This is a genomic window from Lactococcus sp. EKM203L (assembly GCF_011800585.1).
In the GTDB taxonomy this organism is placed as follows: Bacteria; Bacillota; Bacilli; order Lactobacillales; family Streptococcaceae; genus Lactococcus; species Lactococcus lactis.
Window position 1 is genome coordinate 11918 of sequence record NZ_JAALEQ010000011.1, and the last position, 24676, is coordinate 36593.

At 35.1% G+C, this 24676-nt stretch carries 23 protein-coding genes; all 23 read left to right on the forward strand.

What is annotated here, in order from left to right; genetic code table 11:
- Positions 1 to 273 precede the first annotated feature (273 nt).
- Positions 274 to 1314, forward strand: a complete 1041-nt coding sequence (gene pheS, locus HFD15_RS12340; protein ID WP_004254858.1) for a phenylalanine--tRNA ligase subunit alpha — start codon at positions 274 to 276, stop codon at positions 1312 to 1314.
- Between the two features lie 36 nt (positions 1315 to 1350).
- On the forward strand, positions 1351 to 3744 hold the full coding sequence (gene pheT / locus HFD15_RS12345) for a phenylalanine--tRNA ligase subunit beta (protein WP_023188671.1): 2394 nt from the start codon (positions 1351 to 1353) through the stop codon (positions 3742 to 3744).
- A 226-nt stretch (positions 3745 to 3970) separates the two neighbouring features.
- Positions 3971 to 5092 (forward strand): 3D domain-containing protein, encoded by a 1122-nt coding sequence (locus tag HFD15_RS12350; protein ID WP_033900840.1) that lies wholly within the window; start codon positions 3971 to 3973, stop codon positions 5090 to 5092.
- 59 nt (positions 5093 to 5151) lie between these two features.
- The gene (gene rsgA, locus HFD15_RS12355) at positions 5152 to 6075 is read left to right on the forward strand and encodes a ribosome small subunit-dependent GTPase A (RefSeq protein WP_004254873.1); all 924 of its coding nucleotides are present in this window, start codon (positions 5152 to 5154) and stop codon (positions 6073 to 6075) included.
- Positions 6047 to 6307 (forward strand): hypothetical protein, encoded by a 261-nt coding sequence (locus tag HFD15_RS12360; RefSeq protein ID WP_012898465.1) that lies wholly within the window; start codon positions 6047 to 6049, stop codon positions 6305 to 6307. The genes rsgA and HFD15_RS12360 overlap by 29 nt, the downstream gene beginning before the upstream one ends.
- Complete coding sequence (locus tag HFD15_RS12365) at positions 6304 to 6561, forward strand: hypothetical protein (RefSeq protein ID WP_004254880.1); 258 nt, start codon at positions 6304 to 6306, stop codon at positions 6559 to 6561. The genes HFD15_RS12360 and HFD15_RS12365 overlap by 4 nt, the downstream gene beginning before the upstream one ends.
- Positions 6562 to 6619: 58 nt before the next feature.
- A complete protein-coding gene (gene rpe / locus HFD15_RS12370) occupies positions 6620 to 7282 on the forward strand; it encodes a ribulose-phosphate 3-epimerase (RefSeq protein ID WP_039116175.1) in 663 nt (220 codons plus the stop codon).
- A complete protein-coding gene (locus HFD15_RS14180) occupies positions 7279 to 7788 on the forward strand; it encodes an AAA family ATPase (protein ID WP_194316078.1) in 510 nt (169 codons plus the stop codon). Before rpe ends, HFD15_RS14180 begins: the two co-directional genes overlap by 4 nt.
- Positions 7789 to 7797: 9 nt before the next feature.
- A complete protein-coding gene (gene rmuC, locus HFD15_RS12380; protein WP_004254886.1) occupies positions 7798 to 9102 on the forward strand; it encodes a DNA recombination protein RmuC in 1305 nt (434 codons plus the stop codon).
- 246 nt (positions 9103 to 9348) lie between these two features.
- Positions 9349 to 10293: a 3'-5' exoribonuclease YhaM family protein gene (locus HFD15_RS12385; RefSeq protein ID WP_004254890.1), complete on the forward strand. Its 945-nt coding sequence runs from the start codon at positions 9349 to 9351 to the stop codon at positions 10291 to 10293.
- A 313-nt stretch (positions 10294 to 10606) separates the two neighbouring features.
- Positions 10607 to 11476, forward strand: coding sequence for an aldose 1-epimerase family protein (locus tag HFD15_RS12390; protein ID WP_023188675.1), 870 nt, complete (start codon positions 10607 to 10609; stop codon positions 11474 to 11476).
- Between the two features lie 135 nt (positions 11477 to 11611).
- Positions 11612 to 12520 carry an AEC family transporter gene (locus HFD15_RS12395; protein WP_032944299.1) on the forward strand — a complete coding sequence of 303 codons (909 nt, stop codon included), beginning with the start codon at positions 11612 to 11614 and terminating at the stop codon, positions 12518 to 12520.
- 8 nt (positions 12521 to 12528) lie between these two features.
- A complete protein-coding gene (locus tag HFD15_RS12400) occupies positions 12529 to 13089 on the forward strand; it encodes an NUDIX hydrolase (RefSeq protein WP_023188677.1) in 561 nt (186 codons plus the stop codon).
- Between the two features lie 157 nt (positions 13090 to 13246).
- Positions 13247 to 14206 (forward strand): homoserine O-succinyltransferase, encoded by a 960-nt coding sequence (gene metA / locus HFD15_RS12405; protein WP_058207899.1) that lies wholly within the window; start codon positions 13247 to 13249, stop codon positions 14204 to 14206.
- Between the two features lie 36 nt (positions 14207 to 14242).
- The gene (locus HFD15_RS12410) at positions 14243 to 15331 is read left to right on the forward strand and encodes a cystathionine gamma-synthase (protein ID WP_081042615.1); all 1089 of its coding nucleotides are present in this window, start codon (positions 14243 to 14245) and stop codon (positions 15329 to 15331) included.
- Positions 15332 to 15580: 249 nt separating this feature from the next.
- Positions 15581 to 16744 carry a MalY/PatB family protein gene (locus tag HFD15_RS12415; protein WP_025016936.1) on the forward strand — a complete coding sequence of 388 codons (1164 nt, stop codon included), beginning with the start codon at positions 15581 to 15583 and terminating at the stop codon, positions 16742 to 16744.
- 54 nt (positions 16745 to 16798) lie between these two features.
- On the forward strand, positions 16799 to 17938 hold the full coding sequence (locus tag HFD15_RS12420) for a cation:proton antiporter (protein ID WP_004254931.1): 1140 nt from the start codon (positions 16799 to 16801) through the stop codon (positions 17936 to 17938).
- A 225-nt stretch (positions 17939 to 18163) separates the two neighbouring features.
- Positions 18164 to 18799, forward strand: coding sequence for a uracil phosphoribosyltransferase (gene upp, locus HFD15_RS12425; RefSeq protein ID WP_011835873.1), 636 nt, complete (start codon positions 18164 to 18166; stop codon positions 18797 to 18799).
- A 141-nt stretch (positions 18800 to 18940) separates the two neighbouring features.
- Positions 18941 to 19549, forward strand: coding sequence for a nitroreductase family protein (locus HFD15_RS12430; RefSeq protein WP_010906194.1), 609 nt, complete (start codon positions 18941 to 18943; stop codon positions 19547 to 19549).
- 105 nt (positions 19550 to 19654) lie between these two features.
- Entirely contained in the window at positions 19655 to 20917 is a 1263-nt protein-coding gene (locus tag HFD15_RS12435) for an Nramp family divalent metal transporter (protein WP_012898456.1), read from the forward strand.
- Between the two features lie 57 nt (positions 20918 to 20974).
- The gene (locus HFD15_RS12440; protein WP_004254946.1) at positions 20975 to 21292 is read left to right on the forward strand and encodes an ATP cone domain-containing protein; all 318 of its coding nucleotides are present in this window, start codon (positions 20975 to 20977) and stop codon (positions 21290 to 21292) included.
- Between the two features lie 560 nt (positions 21293 to 21852).
- Positions 21853 to 23793: a threonine--tRNA ligase gene (gene thrS / locus HFD15_RS12445; RefSeq protein WP_025016940.1), complete on the forward strand. Its 1941-nt coding sequence runs from the start codon at positions 21853 to 21855 to the stop codon at positions 23791 to 23793.
- A 106-nt stretch (positions 23794 to 23899) separates the two neighbouring features.
- Positions 23900 to 24559: a trimeric intracellular cation channel family protein gene (locus HFD15_RS12450; RefSeq protein WP_004254956.1), complete on the forward strand. Its 660-nt coding sequence runs from the start codon at positions 23900 to 23902 to the stop codon at positions 24557 to 24559.
- Positions 24560 to 24676: the final 117 nt, after the last annotated feature.

Consider the following 24676-nt stretch of genomic DNA (forward strand, 5'->3'; position numbering starts at 1 on the left):
AATTGTGGTCACCGACTGAAAGCCACAATATGGAATTGCAATTGAAGTTCACCTTACTAAAGAAAGCTATTTTTAATCTACCATTTAGAGTGATAGTCTAAAATGTAGGCTTTTGTGTGAATTAAATAATTAAATTAAGTGATAAAATAGGATGGTACCGCGGCTTTCGCTCCTTTGGAGATGAGAGTTGTGGTATTTTTATTTTCTATTAAATTTGGCTCAAATCTCTTTTTAATAACAAATATATATTTTTCATAAGTTGAAAGGATAAAAATGAACTTACAAGAAAAAATTGAAGACCTTCGCAAGCGGACTTTGTCTGACTTACTCTCTGTTGCTGATGAAAAAACACTGAATAATTTAAGAACTGTGATGCTCGGTAAAAAGGGTGAATTGACTGAAATTCTGAAAGGGATGAAAGACCTGACTAATGAAGAACGTCCAGTTATTGGCGCACTTGCCAATGCTTTTCGTGATGAGTTTGGGGCAAAATTTGAAGCTAAAAAAGTGGAAATTGAACAAGCAGTAATGAATGCCGCTTTAGAATCAGAAACTTTGGATGTGACTTTGCCAGGAAAAGCTCAGAAAAAAGGAAGTCGCCATATCTTAACTCAAACGCAAGAAGAAATTGAAGAAATTTTCCTTGGAATGGGTTATGAAATTGTTGATGGCTATGAAGTGGAAACGGACCATTATAATTTTGAGCGAATGAATCTTCCAAAAGATCATCCAGCTCGTGATATGCAAGATACCTTCTATATCACTAATGAAGTTTTACTTCGTACGCATACTTCACCTATGCAAGCTCGGACAATGGATGCTCATGATTTCTCTAAAGGGGGGTTACGCATGATTGCTCCTGGTCGTGTTTATCGTCGTGATACAGATGATGCCACTCACAGCCACCAATTTCATCAAATTGAAGGTTTGGTTGTAGATAAAAATATCACAATGGCAGACCTTAAAGGAACGCTTGACCTTGTCATGAAAAAAATGTTTGGTCAAGACCGTGAATTACGCTGGCGTCCAAGTTATTTCCCATTTACTGAACCTTCTGTTGAGGTTGATATTTCTTGTTTCAAATGTGGCGGAAAAGGCTGTAACGTCTGCAAACATACCGGCTGGATTGAAATTCTTGGTGCAGGTATGGTCCATCCCAATGTGCTTGAAATGTCTGGTTTAGATTCTTCAGTTTATTCTGGTTTTGCTTTCGGGCTTGGTCAAGAACGTATTGCGATGCTCCGTTATGGAATTAATGATATTCGTGGATTCTATCAAGGGGACGTACGATTCTTAGAGCAATTTGGAAAATAAAAAAGTCAAAAAACTGTGAATAGAAAGTGAAATAAAATGCAAGTATCATATAAATGGTTAAAAGAGTTGGTGCCTAATCTTAGAGCGACATCAGCTGAATTAGAACAAAAGATGTCAACGTCTGGGATTGAGGTTGAAGGCGTGACAAGTCCAATGGAAGGTTTGTCAAAACTTGTTGTGGGAGAAATTTTATCAAGTGAAGATATTCCTGACACACACTTACACATCACACAAGTGAATGTTGGAGCTGAAGAATCATTGCAAATTGTTTGTGGTGCGCCAAATGTTCGTGTGGGTATGAAAGTAATTGTAGCACTTGTGGGTGCTCGAATTGCTGATAATTATAAAATCAAAAAAGGTAAAATTCGAGGAGTTGAATCTCTCGGGATGCTCTGTGCGCTTGATGAAATTGGGATTGATGAAAAAATTAATCCAATGAAGCATGAGGATGGTATTTTTGAAATGCCAGCGGATGCTAAAGTTGGTGATAGTATTTTCTCTTATCTTGATATGGATGATGAAATCATTGAATTATCAATTACACCAAACCGTGCGGATGCTTTGTCAATGCATGGGGCAGCTTGGGAAGTTGGTGCTATTTATGGTTTACCAGTTCAATTAGAAAAGAAAGATTTAGTAGAAGCTTCTGAATCAGCAGCAAGTAAAATTGCAGTAAAAGTTGAAACAGATAAGGTTCCAACATATAAAATTCGTTTGATTGAAGGGGTTAAGATTGCTAAATCACCACAATGGTTGCAAAACCGTTTGATGAATGCTGGTGTGAAACCAATCAACAATGTAGTGGATGTGACGAATTATGTTTTGATGGCTTTTGGTCAACCTTTGCATAGTTTTGATTTTTCTAAATTTGGTTCTGATGAAATTTTGGTTCGTCAAGCTAAGGCTGGTGAAAAAATGACAACCTTAGACCATGTTGAACGTGAATTAGATGATTCTGATATTGTGGTTACCGCAAATGGACTTCCTGTAGCGCTTGGTGGTGTTATGGGTGGCGCTGATAGTGAAATTACTGACGAAACAACAAGTGTTGCCCTTGAAGCGGCTCTATTTGATGGGACTTCAATTCGTAAAACTTCTCAAAAATTTGCTTTGCGTTCGGAAGCATCAAGTCGTTTTGAAAAAGGAATTAATGAAGGAACGGTTCGTGAGGCACTTGATTTTGCAGCAGCAATGATAGTTGAATTGGCTGGTGGAAAAGTTCTTTCAGGTGTTGTTGAATCAAATGATTATCAACCTATTTTTCCAAAAGTATCAATTACTTTGAGTCGTGTTAATAGTGCTTTGGGAACAGATTTATCTCTTGAGACTGTGGAAAAAATTTTTGTTCAACTTGGCTTTGGGGTTGAAGTTGAGGGTGAAAAATTTACTTGTGAAATCCCATCACGTCGTTGGGATATTCATATTGAAGCTGATTTAGTTGAAGAAGTAGCTCGTATTTATGGCTATGATAATTTGCCAAGTACTTTGCCTTCCTCACAAAATGCTGGTGAATTGACTCAAATGCAAAAATTCCGTCGTACGGTGCGAACAGGTCTCGAAAGTTCAGGGCTTAATGAAGTTATTGGTTATTCGCTTGTAACTCCAGAAAAAGCAACTGAATTTGTGGGTCAGCTTGAAACAACAACGCTTATGATGCCAATGACCGAAGATCGTCAAACACTTCGTGCAAACATGATTCCAGGACTTTTGGATATTGTAAATTACAATCAGAATCGTAAAAATGCTGATGTGGCAATTTATGAAATTGGCAATATTTTCTTACCAAATCCAGATGATATTCGTCCGATAGAAGTACCAAACCTTGCTTTTGCTATTTCTGGAAATGTTGTGGATAAATCATATAATGGGCAAGCTGTTCCTGTTGATTTCTACTATGCTAAGGGAATTGTGGAAAACCTTCTCGAAGCATACAAAGAAGTAGAATTTATTCCAAGCAATAATCAAGCAGCGATGCACCCAGGACGGACTGCTGTCATTAAAATTAATGGTCGTGTGGCTGGTTTTGTAGGACAAATTCATCCGGCGACAGCTAAAAAATACGATATTGCAGAAACTTATGTTGCTGGTCTTGATATGCAAGTGATGCTTGAAGAATTACCAGCTCAAACTATCTTTACTGACATTCCGAAAGTTCAAGCTGTTCACCGTGATATCGCACTTTTGATTGATGCTGAAGTGACACATGCACAAATTGTTTCTGTCATTAAATCAAGTCGTGTCAAAACACTTAGCCAAGTTGAGTTATTTGATATTTATCAAGGCAAAAACTTACCGGCTGGTAAGAAATCAATGGCTTACAGTCTCACTTTCCAACCTGTTGAAAATACAATGACAGATGATGAAATTACGGCTGCGGTCAATAAAATTACAAAAAATCTTGTGGAAAAATTGGATATAGAAATCCGTTAATTTGAAAAAGTACTGACAAAAAAACTGTCAGTAAAAATCTCTATTGGTATTTTACTGATAGAGATTTTTTTGCAAATAAATAATAAAGAAGCGAATGAAAATTTGCTTTCAGTAAATCAAAAGGCTCTTGTGGAAGTGTCGTTTTGTATTTATTTTAAAATTATGTTAATCTTAGTAAAGATATTGCAATTAAAATCCTGAGGGGATATGTTAGAATAGACAAAGTATGAAGAATTTAATTCCTAAAAAAATAAAACAAGTTGGAATACTTGTGGGAGCTTTACTGATGATTTTGTCAGTACTACCATCTAATCTCTTAGGAGTAACAAAGGTAAATGCTGAGAGCTCTCAAACGGAAGTCAACCAAGAACTTACAAACTTCCAAACAGAACTCGATAGCAAATTAGCGCAGGCAAATAAGATTTATAGTCAAGCGCAAGAAGCTCAAGAAAAAGTTAAGCAGTCAAAGAGCAAAATCACAGAATATGAAGGCAAAATTGCTGAAACTGAAAATGATATTGTTCAACTCAAGGCTTCTGTCGCAAAACAAATGCGAGCAGTACAATCAAATGGTGGGGCCACGTTCTCATATATTGATGTCGTTGCGTCATCAAAAAATCTCTCAGAGATGATTACACGTTTGACCAATCTGAATGTTGTTTTGACAGCCGAGGCTGACCAAGCTAAATCTTTGATAGAAAAAGAAGCTTCACTTAAAACAATGAAAGTTAAATTGGAAGAAACGCAAGAATCTCTTGTGAAAAACCAAAATGACTATCAAGGACAAGTAGATAGCTTGCAAAGTAGTATTTCATCGCTTAAGGATAAAATTAGTTCTAATAAACAACTTTTGAGTGAAATGCAAGAGAAAGCAGCAGCAGAACAAAAAGCTCGCGATGAAGCATTGGCTAAATCGGTAGCTGAGGTTAAAGCTAAAGCGGAGCAAGAGAAGGCTAAGACTTCATCAAGTTCGTCAAGTACTCAAAACTCAAGCTCATCAAGTTCTCAAAGTTCACAGGCTTCAAGCGATAAAGGAACGGATGGTGCTAACAATGGCTCATCTACAACAACTTCTGGTGGTCGTACTTTAAATGTAGAAGCAACGGCTTATGCTTTGAATGGGATTACAGCAACGGGAATTGATTTAAGTAAAAATCCAATTTGTATTGCGGTTGACCCAAGTGTTATTCCTTTGAATTCTCTTGTTGAAGTTCCAGGATATGGAATTGCAATTGCTGGTGATACTGGGGGAGCAATTATTGGGAATATCATTGATGTCCATTTTCCAACTAATGACCAAGCAATTGCTTGGGGACGGAAAAATATTCAAATCACTGTTTTGAGTTAATAAACTTTAAAAAATAATGAAAGGCTTACAGTGAAGCCTTTTTTTGGTATAATGAGAACATGATAAAAAATGGACGTATTGTCAAATCTTTGGCAGGCTTTTATGATGTAGAATCAGAAGGTGAAGTTTATCAGACGCGTGCGCGTGGTAATTTCAGAAAAAAAGGAATGAAACCTGTTGTGGGAGATTTTGTTGAATTTTCTACTGAGGAAAATTCAGAAGGTTATATTTTAAAAATTGGTGAGCGAAAAAATTCTTTAATTCGACCATCTATTGCTAATATTGATCAAGCTGTGATTATTATGTCAACAGTGAGCCCAAATTTTAGTTTGAATTTATTAGACCGCTTTTTGGTTTTTTTAGAGCATAAAAATATTCACCCGATGATTTACATTTCTAAGTTGGATTTACTGACAGAGATGCAGGAAGGCTCAGATAAGAATAAAAAAACTTTTAATCAGCTGACAGATTATGAACAGATAAAAAGTGATTATGAACAAATTGGTTATGATGTTTTTTTTGATGCTGAGCATTTGGTCAGTAATTTAGCGGGAAAAGTAACTGTCTTTATGGGTCAAACTGGCGCTGGTAAGACTACTTTGCTAAATAAAATTGCACCAGAAATGCAACTGGCAACGGGAGAAACTTCAGAAAAACTGGGACGTGGGCGTCATACGACACGTCATGTTGAATTTTTTGAATTGGCTGGTGGCTTAATTGCTGACACACCGGGATTTTCTAGTCTAGACTATGAAGTGACGAATCAGCCGGATTTAAATGCTGCTTTTCCTGAAATTTTAAGAATCAGTCATGATTGCAAGTTTCGCGAATGTACACATACGCATGAACCCAGCTGTGCAGTCAAGCTGGCACTAGAAAATCATGAAATTTTAGAGAGCCGCTATGATAATTATTTACAGATTTTAGATGAAATTAATCACACGAGGGAAACTTATGAGAAAAAACGAAAAAAACAGGGCTAAAGATAATATTTGGTTAAAACAAGCTGGTTTTTTCGCCCTTGTTTTAGCATGGATTTTAGCGATTTATTTTAAAAATGATTTGTCAAAAACAATGATGATTATTGTATTTATCCTCTTGGTTATTGCAACTTTCTTTGTTATTTTTTGGTTAAACCGTGTCTTTTTTGGATTAACTAATCAGCCCAAAGAGGATAAAAAAGATTTAGAGAGTTCACAGGACAAAGAAAAATGAAAAAACGATTGAAAACAGAAGCCTTTTTAGCGGTTATTTTTGCGCTTATTTGCCAAATTTTAGAAATGTTTGTCTTCAAAAGTGGAAGTCTGGCCTTTGTGATGAATTTCTTGACAGTCATTGCTTTAGGCTTAGCAATTATGCTTGGAGTTCGTGCGGCAACAGTTGTAGAGCATAAACGTGAGGGTGAATCTTGGAAAACAATTATTAAAGAAGAACTTCATGATGATTCATCAGAAAATAGTGGTGAATAAGTGTTTTTAGTTTCAAAAGATAAATTACTAATTCAAGTTATTTAGAGAGAGGATAGAAATGAAAAATAAAATTGCTCCATCAATTTTGTCAGCAGACTTTGGAAATTTTGCAAGAGATGTGAAACGTTTAGAATCTGCTGGAGCTGACCTTGTACATATTGACGTAATGGACGGACATTTTGTGGATAATTTAACCTTTGGAGCTGGCGTTGTTTCGGCACTTCGCGCACAAACTCATTTATTTTTCGATGTTCACATGATGGTTGAAAATCCTGAAAAATATGTGGAGGATTTTGCAAAGGCAGGAGCTGATAGCATGAGTATTCATGTTGAAGCAACTCATCATATTCACGGAGCACTTCAAAAAATTAAGAATGCCGGCATGAAAGCTTCGGTAGTTATTAATCCTGGAACTCCTGTAGAGGCGATTAAAACTGTTTTACCACTTGTGGATATGGTCTTAGTAATGACAGTCAATCCTGGTTTTGGAGGTCAAAAATTTATTCCTGAAATGATGGATAAAGTTCGTGAACTCGCTCAAATTCGAGCTGATAAAAAGCTTGATTTTGAAATCGAAGTTGATGGTGGAATTGATGACCAAACAATTAAAGTTGCTAAAGCTGCCGGAGCTAATGTTTTTGTTGCAGGGTCATTTATTTTTAAAGGTGAAGTTGAAGTAAATATTAATAAATTAAAAGAAGAACTAATGGAAAAACTATGATTATTTGGTTAAATGGTGCATATGGTTCGGGAAAGACAACTATTGCTGAACTCTTGCATGAACGTATTTTTCCCTCATGGATTTATGATCCAGAGGAAATCGGAGATTTTTTTAGAAAAAATTTGCCAAAAGAAATTCAAAAAGATGATTTCCAAAAATATCAAGAATGGCAGACTTGGAATGTTCAGATTCTTGAAAAGTTAAATAGAGAATATTCAGGAACCATTATTGTACCAATGACCCTACATATGAAGTTTTGTTTTGAGGAGATTTTTAAATCACTAGAAGTGCGAAATATCGAAGTTCATCGGTTTTTACTTGAAGTTTCTAAAGAGGAACTAATAAGGCGTCTTAATTTAAGAAATGATGCTTTAAAAAAATGGGGCTTATCTCATTTAGAAGAAGAACTGACATTTTTTGATACACTACCAGATAGTGAAAAAATTAATAATCAACAAAATCTAGAACTTGTAGTTAAAGAAATTTTAGAAAAAGTAGGAAAATAAAAAATCAAGATGGAAGTCATAATTATTATATTACTTATACTTTTGATTTTACTGTCCCTTGCCAATTTTTTCAAAAAAACTGACAAAGGAAATACGAGTCATCAGTTAAATTATCTTAATCAAAATTTATCGGAAATGCGCTCAGATATTAACCAGCAACTTGCGCAAAATAGGCAGGAACTTTCTAGTAGTTTACGTTCAGTCAATAATGATTTTTCGGCACTGACAGAAAATATCAATAGTAAGTTTGATTGGCAGTTTAAAGATTTACAAAACTCAAATGAGCAAAAATTAGAAAAAATTTCTGTAAGTTTGGTAGAATCTACTGATAGAACGGTTAGTAAACTGTCAGAACTGACAGAGTCAATTACCGCCAAATTTGACCATAAATTTAAAGAATTACAAGATTCAAATGATAAAAGATTGAGTCAGATTCAAGAAACGGTCGATGAAAAATTGCAAGAAACATTAAATCGCAGAATTTCGCAATCCTTTGAACAGGTAACTTTACATTTGAAAAATGTGGAAGAGGGCTTGGGTGAAATGAGAAATCTTGCCAGCGATGTGGACAGCTTACAAAAGGTAATGACCGGTGTTAAAACACGTGGGATTGTTGGTGAAATTCAGTTAGGCCGAATTTTAGAGCAAATGTTTACAAGTAGTCAATACCGTGAACAAGTCAATATCCAAGGGGGCAATGCAGTTGATTATGCTTTGATTTTACCTGGAAAATCTGATGATTCAGAGCTTTTATTACCAATTGACTCAAAATTCCCGATGGAAGATTATCAACGCTTGCAAATGGCTTTAGAATCAAATGACAGTCTGGAAATTGATAAGACAAGAAAAGCATTGTTTAATGCCGTCAAAGCTCAAGCCAAATCAATCAGTGAAAAATATATTGTTCCACCAAAAACAACAGATTTTGCCATCATGTTTTTACCAACTGAAGGGCTGTTTATGGAAGTGGTCAATAACCCTGAACTTTATGAACAAATCAGTCGTGATTACAAGGTCAATGTGACAGGTCCAACGACAATGACAGCCGTCTTGAACAGTTTGCAAATGGGCTTTAAAACTTTGCAAATCGAACAAAAATCAGCTGAAGTTTATGAGCTACTAGGTGCTGTCAAAACAGAATTTGGTAAGTTTGAAGGTTCACTGAAAAAAGTTCAAGAACGTCTGCAACAATCTGAAAAAGAGATTAGCAATCTAATCACCACAAGAACAAATGTGATGAATCGGAAATTACGGAATATCAATGAAATTGATAATAGTAAAAGTAGTGAACTTCTAGGGATAGATAATGAATAAACTTCTCTTTCTAGTTTAGGTTCGATATCTAAGAAAGTCGCTCTTAAAAGCGGTAAAAAATTAACATATAAAAGTGGGACGTAAGAAAGAAAAACATTTATTTCTTTGGTGAAATGAAGCGCCCCTGCAAATTAATTTAACTGAGTTCGGGCTCGTAGAAGCGTGTGAAATAGGAACTGGATTATATTCAGAACCACAATTTTCATCACTTCTGAATGCTCGTTCTCACATCTTAAAGGAGAAAACATGGTGCTCATTAAAAACTTAGAAATTGGCGAATTTTTTGAAGGGTTTTATCTGATTAAATCAGTTGAATTACGTCAAACTCGTGCAGGAAAAGACTTTTTAGCTTTAAGTTTTCAAGACCGAACAGGAACAATCAACGGAAATATTTGGGATGCCAATCCTAAAGCGGTTGAACAATTTAGAGCTGGACGTGTCGTACATATGAAGGCTCTCAAAGAACTTTATAATGGAATGCCTCAAGTCAATAAAATACAATTACGTTTGGCGACAGATAGTGAACCTAATCAACCTCATGATTACCGAGAAAGTTCTCCTGTTCAAGAAAAAGATCTACGTGAATATGTTCAATCAATCGTCTTCCGTATTGAAAATGCGACTTTAAATCGAATTGTACGAACGATTTTGAAAAAATTTGATAAAGAATTTTATGAATTTCCTGCTGCAAAAACTAATCACCATGCTTTTGAAGGAGGTCTTGCTTTCCATACAACCACCATGCTTCAATTAGCAGAAAAAGTTTGCGAAGTTTATCCACAACTCAACGAAAATTTGATGTTTGCCGGTGTTTTACTGCATGATATGGCAAAATGTTTAGAGTTTACAGGTGCGGAAAATACTTCTTATACTTTGCGCGGAAATTTGCTTGGGCACATTGTTTTGATTGATGAAGAAGTGAGTAAAGCCGCCATTGAACTTGGCTTTGATGATGACAATGAAGATTTATTAATGCTTCGTCATTGTTTGTTGAGTCATCATGGTGAGTTGGAATATGGTAGCCCTGTTCGTCCGCAAATTATGGAAGCAGAAATGATTCATCAAATTGATGTTATGGATGCCAATATGATGATGATGACTACGGCGACTCAAACGCTTGACCCAGGTCAATTTAGTCAACGCGTTTGGGCTTTATCTAATCGTAATTTTTATAAACCAAGAAAAGATTAAACCGTGGCGCATGGTTCAAGTGAATAAAAAAGCTGTTTTGCACCTAAATTTGAACAATTTGGTGTGGAACAGCTTCGCACTTCATGCTAGGCTCTCCACTCTCGCAGTCGAGTGGGTTGTTAAAAGGGGAGCCCAAGCGGCTCCTCTTTTGTCTATTTCCACAGACATTTGAGTCATAATTTAACTTTTTGATTTTTTGTGGAAAGTACTTTGTCAACATTCTGAAGTGTGGCGTACATTTTTTTACTGACAGAAATTTTTGTTAGTAAAAATGGTAAAATAGAGGAAGTTAAAAAAATATAAGGAGTTTTTTATGAATTACACTTTAAAAAATGACCACTTAAATGTTGTTGTGGATACTTTTGGAGCAGAAATGCATTCTATTCAACATGATGATATTGAATATTTGTGGCAAGCAGATGCAAAATTTTGGGGCCGTCATGCTCCAGTTCTCTTTCCAATCGTAGGGAAATTGAAAAATGGGGAATATCGCTATAATGACAAAACTTATAAAATGGGCGGACACGGTTTTGCACGTGATAATGACTTTGAATTAATTAAGAAATCAGCTGATGAACTTGTTTTTGAACTTCGTGACAATGAAGATAGCTTAAATCACTATCCCTTTCATTTTGTTTTCCGTGTTTCTTATAAACTAGTAGACAATAAAATTAGAGTTCGTTATGAAGTGAAAAATGAAGATGAAAAATTCATGTCTTTTGGCGTAGGGGCTCACCCAGCTTTCAATGTTCCTTTAAAAAATGGAACTTTTGAAGATTACCAATTAATAATTTCACCAGATGAAAAGCGGACATTTATCCCACTTGATCCACCGTCAGGAACTTTGAAACTAGACGAAAGAGTTGAAAGTCAAGTCAGTCAACTTCCGTTAACAAGAGCACTTTTTGATAAAGATGCTTTAGTTTATACCTCATCAAAGGAGATGAAAGTTTCATTGACCAATAAATTAGATGACCACGAAGTCAGCCTAACATGGAAAAATATGCCTTATTTTGGTTTATGGTCACCTTATCCAAATGAAGCACCCTTTGTTTGTATCGAACCTTGGTGTGGAATTGCAGATGATGAAAATACTGATGGAGATATTACCAACAAATTTGGAATCAATCAATTGGCACCAGAAGGAAAATTTTCTTGTGAATATACCATTGAAATTAAATAATCAAAAAAGACTCTCGTATTTTTACGGGAGTTTTTGCTTAAAAAAATGCTAGAATTAATTGAGATAGGCTGTCAGTAAACTTAGGAGTTACAAAATTACTGACAGAATAAAAAACGACTGACAGAAAGTAAAATAATGACTACAATTCTTCTCAACGCCTTGAGTATCATGCTTGTTTTATTTTTAGCTCTCCTACTAAAGAAAATTAGAATTCTTCATCAAAAAGACGGAGCATTAACTTCAAAAATGGTTGTTTATCTAACCTTGCCAGCAACAATTTTAATTGGAGTCAATCATACGAAACTCTCTAATATTTTTTTTATCTTGATGTTTATGGGACTTTTTTTCAATCTTCTTTTAGTTTTTCTAGGAAAATTTATTGGACGAAAAGCTACTGTTGAAGAACGTGGACTTTATATGTTTGATTTGTCAGGTTATAATATCGGAAATTTTTCAATTCCTTTTGTTTCTAGTTTTTTTCCAGCAGCAATTCCATTTCTTGCCATGTTTGACATGGGAAATTCATTAATGGTGACAGGGACTACTCAAGCAATTGTTGAACTTTCAAGTGGTAGAAAAAAACACGGCTTTATCTTACAAGAAATATTTGGCGTCTTATTTCGTAATCCACCCTTTGTTGTTTATATTTTTATGTTTATTTTAGCAATTTTCGGCCTATCTTTTCCGGATGAATGGCTGATTCCAATTCGCCCCTTAGCAAATGCTAATACTCTTTTATCTATCTTTACGATTGGGCTTTTTATGGAATTTCGTCTGCCAAAGGGAAAATTAAAACTTGTCTTAAAAATATTGACTTGGCGCTATTTACTAGCCTTTATTTTAGCTAGTTTGGTTTATTTTTTCCTTCCATTTCCAGCTATAATAAAAGAAATTCTTTTATTAATCTTCTTTTGCCCAATGTCCTTTTTACATATGATTCAGGCTATAGAACTTGGAAATGATAAGGCCTTAGCTGGATTGACAATAAGTTTATCCATGTTTATTTCTTTAATTTTAATGAGTATCATTGTAATAATTTTGTGAGGTGAAAAATGAAAAATCAAATAGAAAAATTATTAGAGAATTTTGTACCAGAAGGTCAGCAAGAAAAAACAGATTTTAAAGTTTTTCAAGATTTTGCAGCTGATGAAAAAAATTTGAATCGGTCTTCTATTGCACATTTTACAGCAAGTGCATTTGTTTTGAATGAAAGTCATGATAAAATTTTAGGAATTTATCATAAGATTTATCAAAGTTGGGGTTGGGTAGGCGGCCATGCTGATGGCAATGCTGACTTATTAGCTGTAGCGGTAAAAGAAGTTCAAGAAGAAACGGGACTGCGATCTTTCAAAAAACTTTCAGAAATGCCAATTTCAATTGAAGCCTTACCTGTTTTTGGACATCATCACAGAAAATATGGTTATGTCAGTGCTCATATTCATCTTAATGTTACTTTTTTATTTGAAGCAAAGGAAAGTGATTCACTTCAAAAGAATACGGATGAAACAGGGGGATTAGCCTGGATTCCCCTAGAAAAATTTTCCGAAAAATCCTCAGAAAAAGAAATGAGAGTAATCTATGATAAAATCATTGCTCGAATTATAAATAAATAAATAAATAAAATACAAAATGAGACTTGCCATAGGCAAGTTTTATTATAAGATTAAAAATTTTAAATTAGACCATCACAGAATTAAAATGCGAGACTATTGCAAAAAAATCACGAAGGGCTATAATTGAGTCTAATTCTATTTGAAAGTTGAGTAATTTATGCCGGTAAAAGTGATTGAAGGTCTGCCCGCAATTGATGATTTGCGAGCGGATAATATTTTTGTTATGAATGATGAACGAGCGAAGAATCAAAATATTCGCCCTTTAAATTTGCTGGTGGTCAATCTCATGCCGCGTAAATTAATAACTGAAAGACAAATTTTACGATTACTATCGAACACTCCATTACAAATTAATGTTGAATTTTTATATATGACTTCTCATGATTTTAAAAATACGAAACAAGGGCATTTAGATTCCTTCTATAAATCTTTTTCTGAGATTAATAGTCAATATTACGACGGATTAATTGTCACAGGAGCTCCGGTTGAGCAGTTAAACTTTGAAGAAGTGGACTATTGGAGTGAGCTTTTGAAAATTATTGACTGGTCTAAAAGCCATGTCTATTCAAGTCTGCATATTTGTTGGGGGGCACAAGCGGCACTTTATGCTCGCTATGGTGTAACTAAAGAAAATCTTCCGCAAAAATTGTGTGGTATTTACAAAAGCTCAGTAGAGCAACCTAAAAATCCATTATTTAGAGGATTTGATGATTTTTTTAATTATCCACAATCGCGATATACCCAATCAAATCCATCAGAAATAAAAAAAGTACCTGATTTGGAAGTCTTGTCAAGCTCCAAAGAAACCGGATTTTCAATTTTAGCGAAGAAAAATTTGCGTGAAATTTACCTTTTTGGCCATTTAGAATATGACCGTGAAACTTTAGCTTGGGAATATGAGAGAGATAAAGAAGAAGGACTGAAACCCAATCTTCCCCAAAATTATTTTCCAGAAAATGATGATAAAAATAAGCCAAAAAGCACTTGGGCTTCAGCAGCTTCCCTCTTTTTTTCAAATTGGTTGAATTATGCGGTTTATCAAGGAACGCCTTATCTAGGAGAACGTCTGAGTCAACATTTGAATGAAGAAAATTATGATTTTAATCAAAAAGAGTAAAAGTAAAAAATAATGAGTTAAAAAATGAGGAAATTTATGGATAAAAGATTAGATACTTTATTGGCGCAAGTCGGAATTCATCAAGATGAGGCAACGGGAGCTTTAGTTAGTCCTTTGCATTTTTCAACGACCTATCAACATCCAGAATTTGGTCAATCGACTGGCTTTGATTACACCAGAACCAAAAATCCAACAAGAGCAACCTTGGAAGAAGCACTTGCTTCAATTGAATCAGGACAATTTGCTCTAGCAACTTCGTCAGGAATGGCTGCAATTGTCTTGGCCTTTTCAGTTTTTCCAGTCGGTTCCAAAATCGTTGCCAGTCGAGATTTGTATGGAGGTTCATTTCGCTGGTTCGATGAACAAGAAAAAGAGGGGCGATTTTACTTTTCCTATGCTAAAACTGAAAAAGAAATGCTTGAGCTAATAGATGAAAATACTGATATTGTTTATATTGAAACACCGACAAATCCAATGATGGTTAAATATAATATTGAAAAAATCGCCAATAAAGCACAGGCATATCATGCAAAAGTGATTGTTGACAATACTTTTTATACCCCAATTTATCAAAAACCATTAGAATTGGGTGCGGATTTAGTGATTCATTCGGCAACAAAATATTTATCAGGACATAATGACGTCTTGGCTGGAGCGGTCATTGTTTATGATGAAGATCTTTATGAAAGATTATTATATCAGCTCAATACTACAGGAGCAGTTCTTTCTCCGTTTGATAGCTATCTTGTCATGCGAGGCTTGAAAACTTTAAGCCTCAGAATGGAGAGGGCAACTAAAAATGCCCAAAAAATTGTGACTTTCCTAAAAAAACTTCCGTCAGTAAAAGAAGTACTTTACCCAGGATTAGGTGGCATGATTTCTCTAAAAGTTACTGACAAAAACAAAATTCCTGCTATTTTAAATCACTTGAGCGTTTTTACATTTGCTGAAAGCTTAGGAGGTGTTGAATCTTTAATCACTTATCCAACAGCGCAAACTCACCATGATATTCCACTTGAGATTAGAGAAAGTTATGGTTTAACAGATGATTTGCTTCGCCTTTCGATTGGGATAGAAGATGTTCGCGATTTAATAGAAGACCTCAAAGAAGCTTTAGAAAATTAAAAAATTACTGATGAACAAACTAGCATATCCGTAAAGGCTATCTACGCACTGCGTGCTATGCTGTCCGTTTTGTCTATCCGCTAAAGCGAAACGCCAACGGCTATCCTATGATGAGACTACCAGCGTATCCATAAGTGCTAAAATATGTTCTGTCAGTAAATTTTTTACTGATGGAACTACTAGCATATCTGTAAACTGTTAAAGCAGTGACAGTTATCCTATGATGAAAAGAAAAAAGAGAGTATAAAAATGACAAAATATGATTTTACAACCATTCCAAATCGACTTGACCACAATTCTGTAAAATGGCAAGAAATAAAAGAGAATCCTCATAAACTTCCATTGTGGGTGGCTGATATGGATTTTCTTGCCTTACCAGAAATAAAACAAAGTATCCATGATTACGCAGACTATGGAGTTTATGGATATGCTTATGTTGAAGAAGATTTAATTAAAAGCATTCAAAATTGGGAAAAAAATCAACATCAGTATGACTTTTCTAAAGAAGCTTTAATTTTGGTTGAAGGAGTTGTTCCAGGAATTGGTCTGGCCATTCAAGCATTGACCAAAGAAAATGATGCTGTTTTAATAAACACACCTGTTTATCCCCCGTTTGCCAGAACAGTTAAGCTAAATAATCGAAAGCTAATTGAAAATAAACTGATTGAAAAAAGTGGGGAATTTCTAATTGATTTTGAAGTTTTTGAAAAAGAAATTGTTGAAAATTCCGTGAAATTATATATTCTTTGTAACCCCCACAATCCTGGTGGGCGCGTGTGGACGAAAGAAGAACTGATAAAACTTGGCCAAATTTGTAAAAAGCATAATGTGATTGTCGTTTCTGATGAAATTCATCAAGATTTAACATTGTTTGGTCATCAGCATCAGACCTTTAACACTCTTTCAGAAGACTTCAAAGATTTTTCAGTTGTTTTATCTTCTGCCACTAAAAGTTTTAACATTGCTGGTGTGAAATGCGCTTATGCAATTATTGAAAACCAAGATTTACGTGAAAAATACTTGCAAAGAAGACTAGCAAATAATCAACAAGAAATTAGCACTTTAGGAATGCTAGCCACCAAAGTTGCTTATGAAAATGGAAGTGAATGGTTAAATGAACTCAAAAATGTGCTTGAAAAAAATATCACTTATATTGAGTCAGAACTTCATCAAAAAACAAAAATCAAAGTAATGAAACCTCAAGGAACCTATTTAATTTGGCTTGATTTTTCTGAATATCAATTAGAAGATAAGGTATTGGATGAAAAATTAGCAGAAGAGGCAGGTGTGATTCTAAATAAAGGAATAAGCTTTGGAAAAGCTGGACAAGCGCATGCCAGATTAAATGCTGCTGCACCTTTCTCATTGATTGAAGAAGCAAGCAAACGACTCGTAGAAACATTCAAAATTTAAGGATTTTAGTCGAAAATGTGTTTTTAAGAATGAAAAATATGTTAAAATCAACTTATGAATGATATTTTACAACTCACAATTGTTTTAATTGCCTCTTTAATTGCTACTCTTGTTTCAAGACGCCTTAAAATTCCAGCTGTCGTTGGACAAATGCTTGTTGGGATTTTGATTGCTCCATCAGTTTTAGGCTTGGTTCATAGCGGTCATGTTCTAGAAGTAATGTCTGAGATTGGGGTTATCTTACTCATGTTCTTAGCGGGAATTGAGAGTGATTTAACTGTTCTAAAGAAAAATTTTAAAGCATCAATGCTCGTTGCAGTTGGTGGTGTAATTGTGCCATTAATTGCCTTTGGACTTGTTGCTTTTGGCTTTGGTTACGGAATATCGACCAGTTTCTTTTATGGAATTGTTTTCGCTGCGACCTCAGTGTCGATTACGGTTGAAGTCTTACAAGAATATGGTAAACTCAGTACACGTGCAGGTTCGATTATTCTAGGAGCAGCAGTTGTTGATGATATTTTAGCTGTATTGATTTTATCAATTTTTACTAGTTTTAAAAATGGTGGTTCTGGTTCTCATCTTTTCATCCAATTTTTGCTTGAACTTCTCTTTTTTGCCTTTTTATTTCTTGTGCATAAGCTTATTCCAAGATTTTGGAAATTCGTCCAAAAACTACCCATTGCCAACAAAAATACGATTGTTGCCTTGATTATTTGTTTGGGCTTAAGTCTACTTGCTGATAGCGTAGGAATGTCAGCGGTAATAGGTAGTTTCTTTGCAGGACTTGCTATTTCACAAACAGAAGTAAGTCATAAGATTGAAGAATATACTTCAGCAATCGGTTATGTTATTTTTATCCCAGTATTCTTTGTACTTATCGCCATATCTGTTCAATTCGATAGTTTAATTCATCATCCTTGGATAATTTTACTCTTTACCTTCTTAGCAATTTTGACAAAATTTATCCCCGCCTATTTTGTTGGAAAAGCAAGTAAATTAAGTACTGGTGAGAGTATGTTGATTGGAACAGGAATGATTTCACGAGGAGAAATGGCCCTGATTGTGGCTCAAATTGGTCTGACGAGTGCCATTATTACAGATGAAGTTTATTCGGAGCTGGTTATCGTGATTATTTTAGCAACTGTATTAGCACCATTTTTAATTAAAATGGTCTTGAAAAAATATGATAATTAAGAAAAAATAAAGAATAAAAGACGAAAAATTTAAATTTTTTTAAATTTCATCTTATTCCTCCCAAAAAGACCAAAAAAGTGGTAAAATAGAAAAAATGCTTTTAGAGAATAGCGAACTTGCTAGGCTCTAAAAAATTTTGCCTAAAATTAGCAAAATTGCCTTTTAAAGGCAGTTTACAAATCTGAACTTTGCTTAGCAAAGGGATCTAGCGAAAGGAAAATCAAAATGTCAAAATTTCAAGTCGTAGAACATCCATTGATTCAACACAAACTCTCAATCTTGCGTCGTAAAGAGGCATCGACAAAAGAATTCCGTGAACTTGTTGATGAAATTGGAATGCTCATGGCCTACGAAGTATCAAGAGATTTACCCCTTGAAGATGTCGAAATCGAAACACCCGTTCAAAAAACGACGGTTAAACAAATCGCAGGTAAAAAATTAGCGATTGTACCAATCTTGCGTGCTGGTATTGGGATGGTAGACGGAATTTTGAAATTGATTCCAGCTGCTCGTGTAGGGCATATCGGAATGTATCGTGACGAAGAAACACTTAAACCAGTTGAATATTTAGTGAAACTTCCAGCCGACATTGCTGACCGTCAAATTTTCCTTGTTGACCCAATGCTTGCGACTGGTGGTTCAGCAATTTTAGCAGTTGATTCTCTTAAAAAACGAAATGCTAAAGCAGAAAATATTAAATTTGTTTGTCTTGTTGCTGCACCAGAAGGAGTGAAAGCTCTCCAAGAAGCACATCCAGATATTGAAATTTATACTGCAGCTTTGGATGAAAAACTTAATGAACATGGTTATATTGTCCCAGGTCTTGGTGATGCTGGAGACCGTTTGTTCGGTACTAAATAATAAATTTATCCCTATTTCAAATAGGGATTTTTTTTATTTTATAAAAAAAGTAATTTTTTGAATCAAAATAGTTTACAAGTGTAAATTTATTTGATAAGATTACATATGTAAACAATAAAAACAAAAAAGGAAGTAATTATTATGTCATTCATTAAATCATTAGAAAACCGTCGCACAATCTACGCTCTTGGAAGAAACGTTCAAGATGAAGAAAAAGTGATTGAAACAATTAAAGAAGCTGTACGTTTTTCACCAACAGCTTTCAATTCACAAACTGGACGTCTTTTGATTCTCACAGGTGATGCCCAAGATAAACTTTGGGATGAAATTGTTGCCCCAGAACTTAAAGCAGCCATGGAAGCACAAGGTGTTCCTGAATCAGCTTGGGATAACACACGTGCAAAACTTGATGGATTTAAAGCTGCTTTTGGTACAATTCTTTTCTTTGAAGACCAAGCAGTTGTTAAAAATCTTCAAGAACAATTTGCTCTTTATGCAGATAACTTCCCAGTTTGGTCAGAACAAGGTTCAGGAATTATTTCTGTAAATGTATGGACTGCTCTTGCTGAACTAGGTTTAGGCGCTAACTTGCAACACTACAATCCATTGATTGACGAAGCTGTTGCTAAAGAATGGAATCTTCCAGAAAGCTGGAAACTTCGTGGACAACTTGTATTTGGTTCAATCGAAGCACCTGCTGGCGAAAAAACTTTCATGGATGATGCAGACCGTTTCATCGTTGCCAAATAATCAATCATTTTTAATGACCGTCAGTAAAATTTACTGACGGTTTTTTATTTTGTAAAGTTGAACTCTTAAAAGCTGCATGCTATAATTGTCCAAAAGGAAGTGAAAATGAAAAGGATAAAAATGAGGCGATTTTTACAAGATAAAAAATATCCAGCCCTTGATTTTTTGAAGTATGTTGGACCAGGATTGATTGTTGCGGTGGGATTTATAGATCCAGGAAATTGGGCTGCCAATCTTGCTGCGGGTTCTCAATTTGGTTATAAATTACTTTGGGTAATTACACTATCAACAATTATGTTGGCTTTTCTCCAGCATAATGTGGCCCACTTAGGGATTGTCACAGGAAAGTGTTTGTCAGAAAATGCGACCCAATACCTTAGACCCTGGCTCAGTAGAACAGTTTTGGGAACGGGAGTTTTAGCTTCTATTTCGACAGCAGTTGCTGAAATTTTGGGTGGAGCAATAGCTTTGCAAATGCTCTTTAAATTACCAATTGTGGTAGGAGCAATTTTAACAGCTGGTTTGGTTATCTGGTTTTTGTTTAGTAATTCATATCCTAAAATTGAAAAAGTTATTATTGGTTTTGTAAGTTTGATTGGGATTGCACTTTTACTAGAAATTTTTATTATTCCACATATTAATTGGGGACAAGCAGCAAAAGGAATGGTCATTCCTTTTGTTGATGCAAAATCAATGCCAATCATCATGTCAGCCCTAGGGGCCGTTGTCATGCCACATAATCTATTTTTACACTCGGAAGTTATTCAAAGTCGTCAGTGGAATTTAAAAGATGAAGCGGTGATGGAAAGACAATTGCGTTTTGAGTTCTTTGATACAATTTTTTCAATGTTTCTAGGCTGGGTGATTAATTCTGCAATTATTATCATTGCTGCGGCTTTATTTTTCCCTCGAATTGTAACAGAAATTAATCAAGCACAAGAAATGCTCGTTCCTCTCCTTGGTCCAGTGGCTGCAATTATTTTTGCGATTGCTTTTCTTTTTGCAGGAGTAGCCTCATCGGTAACAGCAGGAATGGCAGGTGGGTCAATTTTTGCAGGAATCTTTGCAGAACCTTATGATGCACAAGACCCACATAGTAAATTAGGTGTTTTAATCACAATAATTGGAGCAACGATTGCCATTTGCGCTTTAAGTTTTGTGACTTCGCCCTTTAATATTTTAATTTATTCACAGGTTTTCTTAAGTATCCAATTACCAATTACTATCTTTTTGCAAATTTATTTGACAAGTTCTAAAAGAGTAATGGGCAAATATAAAAATGTTTGGTTTACAAAGTGGCTCTTATTAGCAACAGGAGTTTTTGTAACTTTACTCAATATCGTATTAATCGTCGAAACTTTTAAATAATTCCGAAAAATTTGGTATAATAGTATTGTAAGAAGATTAAAAAATAAGGAGAAATTGATGCAAGCAAAATTAGTTAATAAAGTAGTTATCAAACGTAATGGACATGTCGTTGACTGGGATAGCTTCCGCATTCAAACGGCAGTATTCAAAGCTGCAATCAATGGTAAATACAAAGATAAACCGCTCCACGCCAATATGATTGCTAATAATGTAACAAAAGTCGTTGAAAAAGTAATTGCTGAGCTCTCTTTTGAAAAAATTGAGATTGAAACGATTCAAAACCAAGTGATAAAACAACTCAATGATTTTGATAAAGATGTGGCACGCGATTTTCTTGCTTACAAAACAAAGCAAAATATTGAGCAAAGACATTAATATAAAAAGAACTCATTGAGTTCTTTTTTACTCGTCAGTAAAAATTACTGACAGAACTTTTAATTTTGGGCTGTCAGTAATTTTATTTAGTATTATTTCCTTCTTGACAAATTTTAGGTCAAGCTTTACAATATAAAAAGAGACATGTTTTTAGTGAAAATTTCTAAGAAATCAGGCGGTTGATGCGAGCCTGAAAATGGCAGCTAAAAATACCACTCACTACTTACAGACTTTTTGTAAGTTAAATTCTTTTTTGGACAACAGAAAAGCGTCTCTGACACGTTACGTCAAAGAAGAGAAATTTACTGACAGCAATTTTATAGCTAGAAATTGAGCACTTTTGTAAGCAATAATTGCTAGAAAGAGCTTAACGAATTTTGTCAGCAAATAGAACAAAGGTGGTAACACGCAAGTAGCGTCCTTTATAGGATGAGATTTGCGTTTTTTTATTTCCATAAATTATTGACAAGACTTTAACAAGTAATTCATTGCTCCCAAGCAATTCGGATTTTTCTGTCAGTAATTTCCAACTAAAAAAAGATTAAAGAAAGGCACATAAAATGATTAAAATAACATTTCCAGACGGTAACGTAAAAGAATTTGAGGCGGGCGTAACAACATTTGAAATTGCTAAATCAATCTCACCTAGTCTTGCCAAAAAAACACTTGCAGGTAAGGTCAACGGAAAATTAATTGATGCCACTCGAGCAATCAATGAAGATAGCAACTTTGAAATTGTAACACCAGACCATGAAGATGCACTTGGAATTTTACGACATTCAGCTGCTCACCTTTTTGCTCAAGCAGCAAAACGCCATTTCCCTGATATTCACTTGGGTGTTGGACCAGCTATTCAAGATGGTTTCTATTACGATACAGATAACGAAGCCGGTCAAATTTCAAATGATGATTTGGCAACAATTGAAGCTGAAATGAAGAAAATTGTCAAAGAAAACTTCAAATCAGAACGTAAAGAAGTAAGCAAAGAAGAAGCAAAAGAAATTTTTGCAAATGATCCATACAAACTCGAACTCATTGAAGAACACAATGAAGATGAAGGTGGACTTACTATCTATACTCAAGGTGAATATACTGACCTTTGCCGCGGCCCACACGTTCCATCAACTGGTGTCATCAAATTTTTCCACCTTCTCAACGTTGCAGGTGCTTACTGGCGCGGTAATTCTGATAACAAGATGATGCAACGTATTTACGGTACAGCTTGGTTTACAAAAGAAGAATTAGAAGAAAATCTTAAACTTCGTGAAGAAGCAAAAGAACGTGACCACCGTAAACTCGGTCGCGAACTTGACTTGTTCTTTAATGACGCAGAACTTGGTGCGGGAACTGCTTACTGGCTCCCAGCTGGAGCAACAATTCGTCGAATTATTGAACGTTTTGTCGTTGACCAAGAAGTGAAAAACGGTTATCAACACGTTATCACACCAGTCATGATGAACCTTAATACTTATAAACAGTCAGGTCACTGGCAACATTACCATGAAGATATGTATCCACCAATGGATATGGGTGATGGCGAAGAAATGGAACTTCGTCCAATGAACTGTCCGAGCCATATAGCTATCTATAAACACCATGTCCACTCTTATCGTGAACTCCCAATTCGTATTGCCGAATTTGGTATGATGCACCGTTATGAAAAATCAGGAGCACTCTCAGGACTTCAACGTGTCCGCGAAATGACTTTGAATGATGGTCATACTTTCGTCATGTTAGAACAAGTTCAAGAAGAATTTAGTAAAATTCTTCAATTGATTATGGACATGTACCGTGACTTTGGAATCAATGATTACAGCTTCCGACTCAGCTACCGTGACCCTAAAGATACAGTGAAGTATTTCCCAGATGATGAAATGTGGGAAAAATCTCAAGCAATGCTCAAAGCGACAATGGATGACATGAATCTTGACTACGTTGAAGCAGAAGGAGAAGCAGCATTTTACGGTCCTAAACTTGACATTCAAGTTAAAACTGCGCTTGGTAATGAAGAAACACTTTCAACTATTCAGTTGGACTTCCTTAATCCTGAAAACTTTGACATTTCGTATATCGGTGCTGACGGGGAAAAACATCGCCCAGTAATGATTCACCGTGGCGTAATCTCAACACTTGAACGTTTCATTGCCTACCTTATCGAAGTTTATAAAGGTGCTTTCCCAACATGGCTTGCTCCAACTCAAGCAACCATTATTCCAGTAAATAATGAAATTCATGCCGATTATGCTTGGAAAATTCAACGTGAACTTCAAGATAAAGGCTTCCGCGTTGTTGTCGATGAAGCCAATGAAAAAATGGGCTGGAAGATTCGTCAATCACAAACACACAAAATTCCATATCAAATCGTTATTGGAGACCAAGAACAAGCTGATGGAAGTGTAAATATTCGTCGTTATGGCTCAAAAGAAACAAAAGTCATTCCGCTTGAAGAATTTATTGAAAATATCAGCGCAGATGTTGCTAATTTTAGCCGCGTTGATTAAAGAAAAAGAGACTGTTGAAAATCAGTCTCTTTTTTATTTATATTGGAGAATTATAGGGTATAATAAATTGTATTAAAAAGATTATTAAGGTGAAGTATAAAGGGATATGGAAGTGATTAGCAGTTTTTATTTATTTTTGGAAATTTTAGGAACCGTAGCATTCGCTATTTCGGGGACCGTGGTGGGGATCAATCATAAACTAGATATTTTTGGTATTCTTGTGATGTCAGTAATAACAGCAGTTGGTGGTGGGATATTTCGAGATTTACTCTTAGGAGCAACACCTCCTACAGCATTAAAATCGCCATTTTTTATAGTTATTTCGATTATTGCATCAATAGTAGCTATGCTTGTAGCACTAATAATTAAATCAAGAAGAGAAGCATTGAGTATTTTTAAAGCAGCACGTTTCTACAATAATCTTCTCTTAGTTTCTGATGCCATAGGTCTAGGAATTTTTACTGTATTAGGGATTGATGCTGGAATAGCACATGGTTATTCACAAAATATCTTCTTCATTGTATTCTTAGGAGTATTGACAGGTGTCGGTGGTGGAATGATACGCGATGTGATTGCAAATCAAGTTCCGATGATTTTTAGAGAAAACATCTATGCCCTACCATGTATTATTGGTGGAATTCTATATGTATACCTTCAATCGGTAATCAGCCATAACTTAGCTTTGTTTATTTCTGTCATCTTTATCGTTCTCATCAGAATCATTTCGGAACAGAGAAAACTAAATTTACCAAGAATCGAATATTAATGTATTTAATAAAACATGACAACCGTGGGATTTTCCGGATGTAAGATAAAAAAAGGTATAAAAGTCACAGTTAATTCTTGACAAGTTTAGGTAGGTTTGATAGAATATAATAGTTGT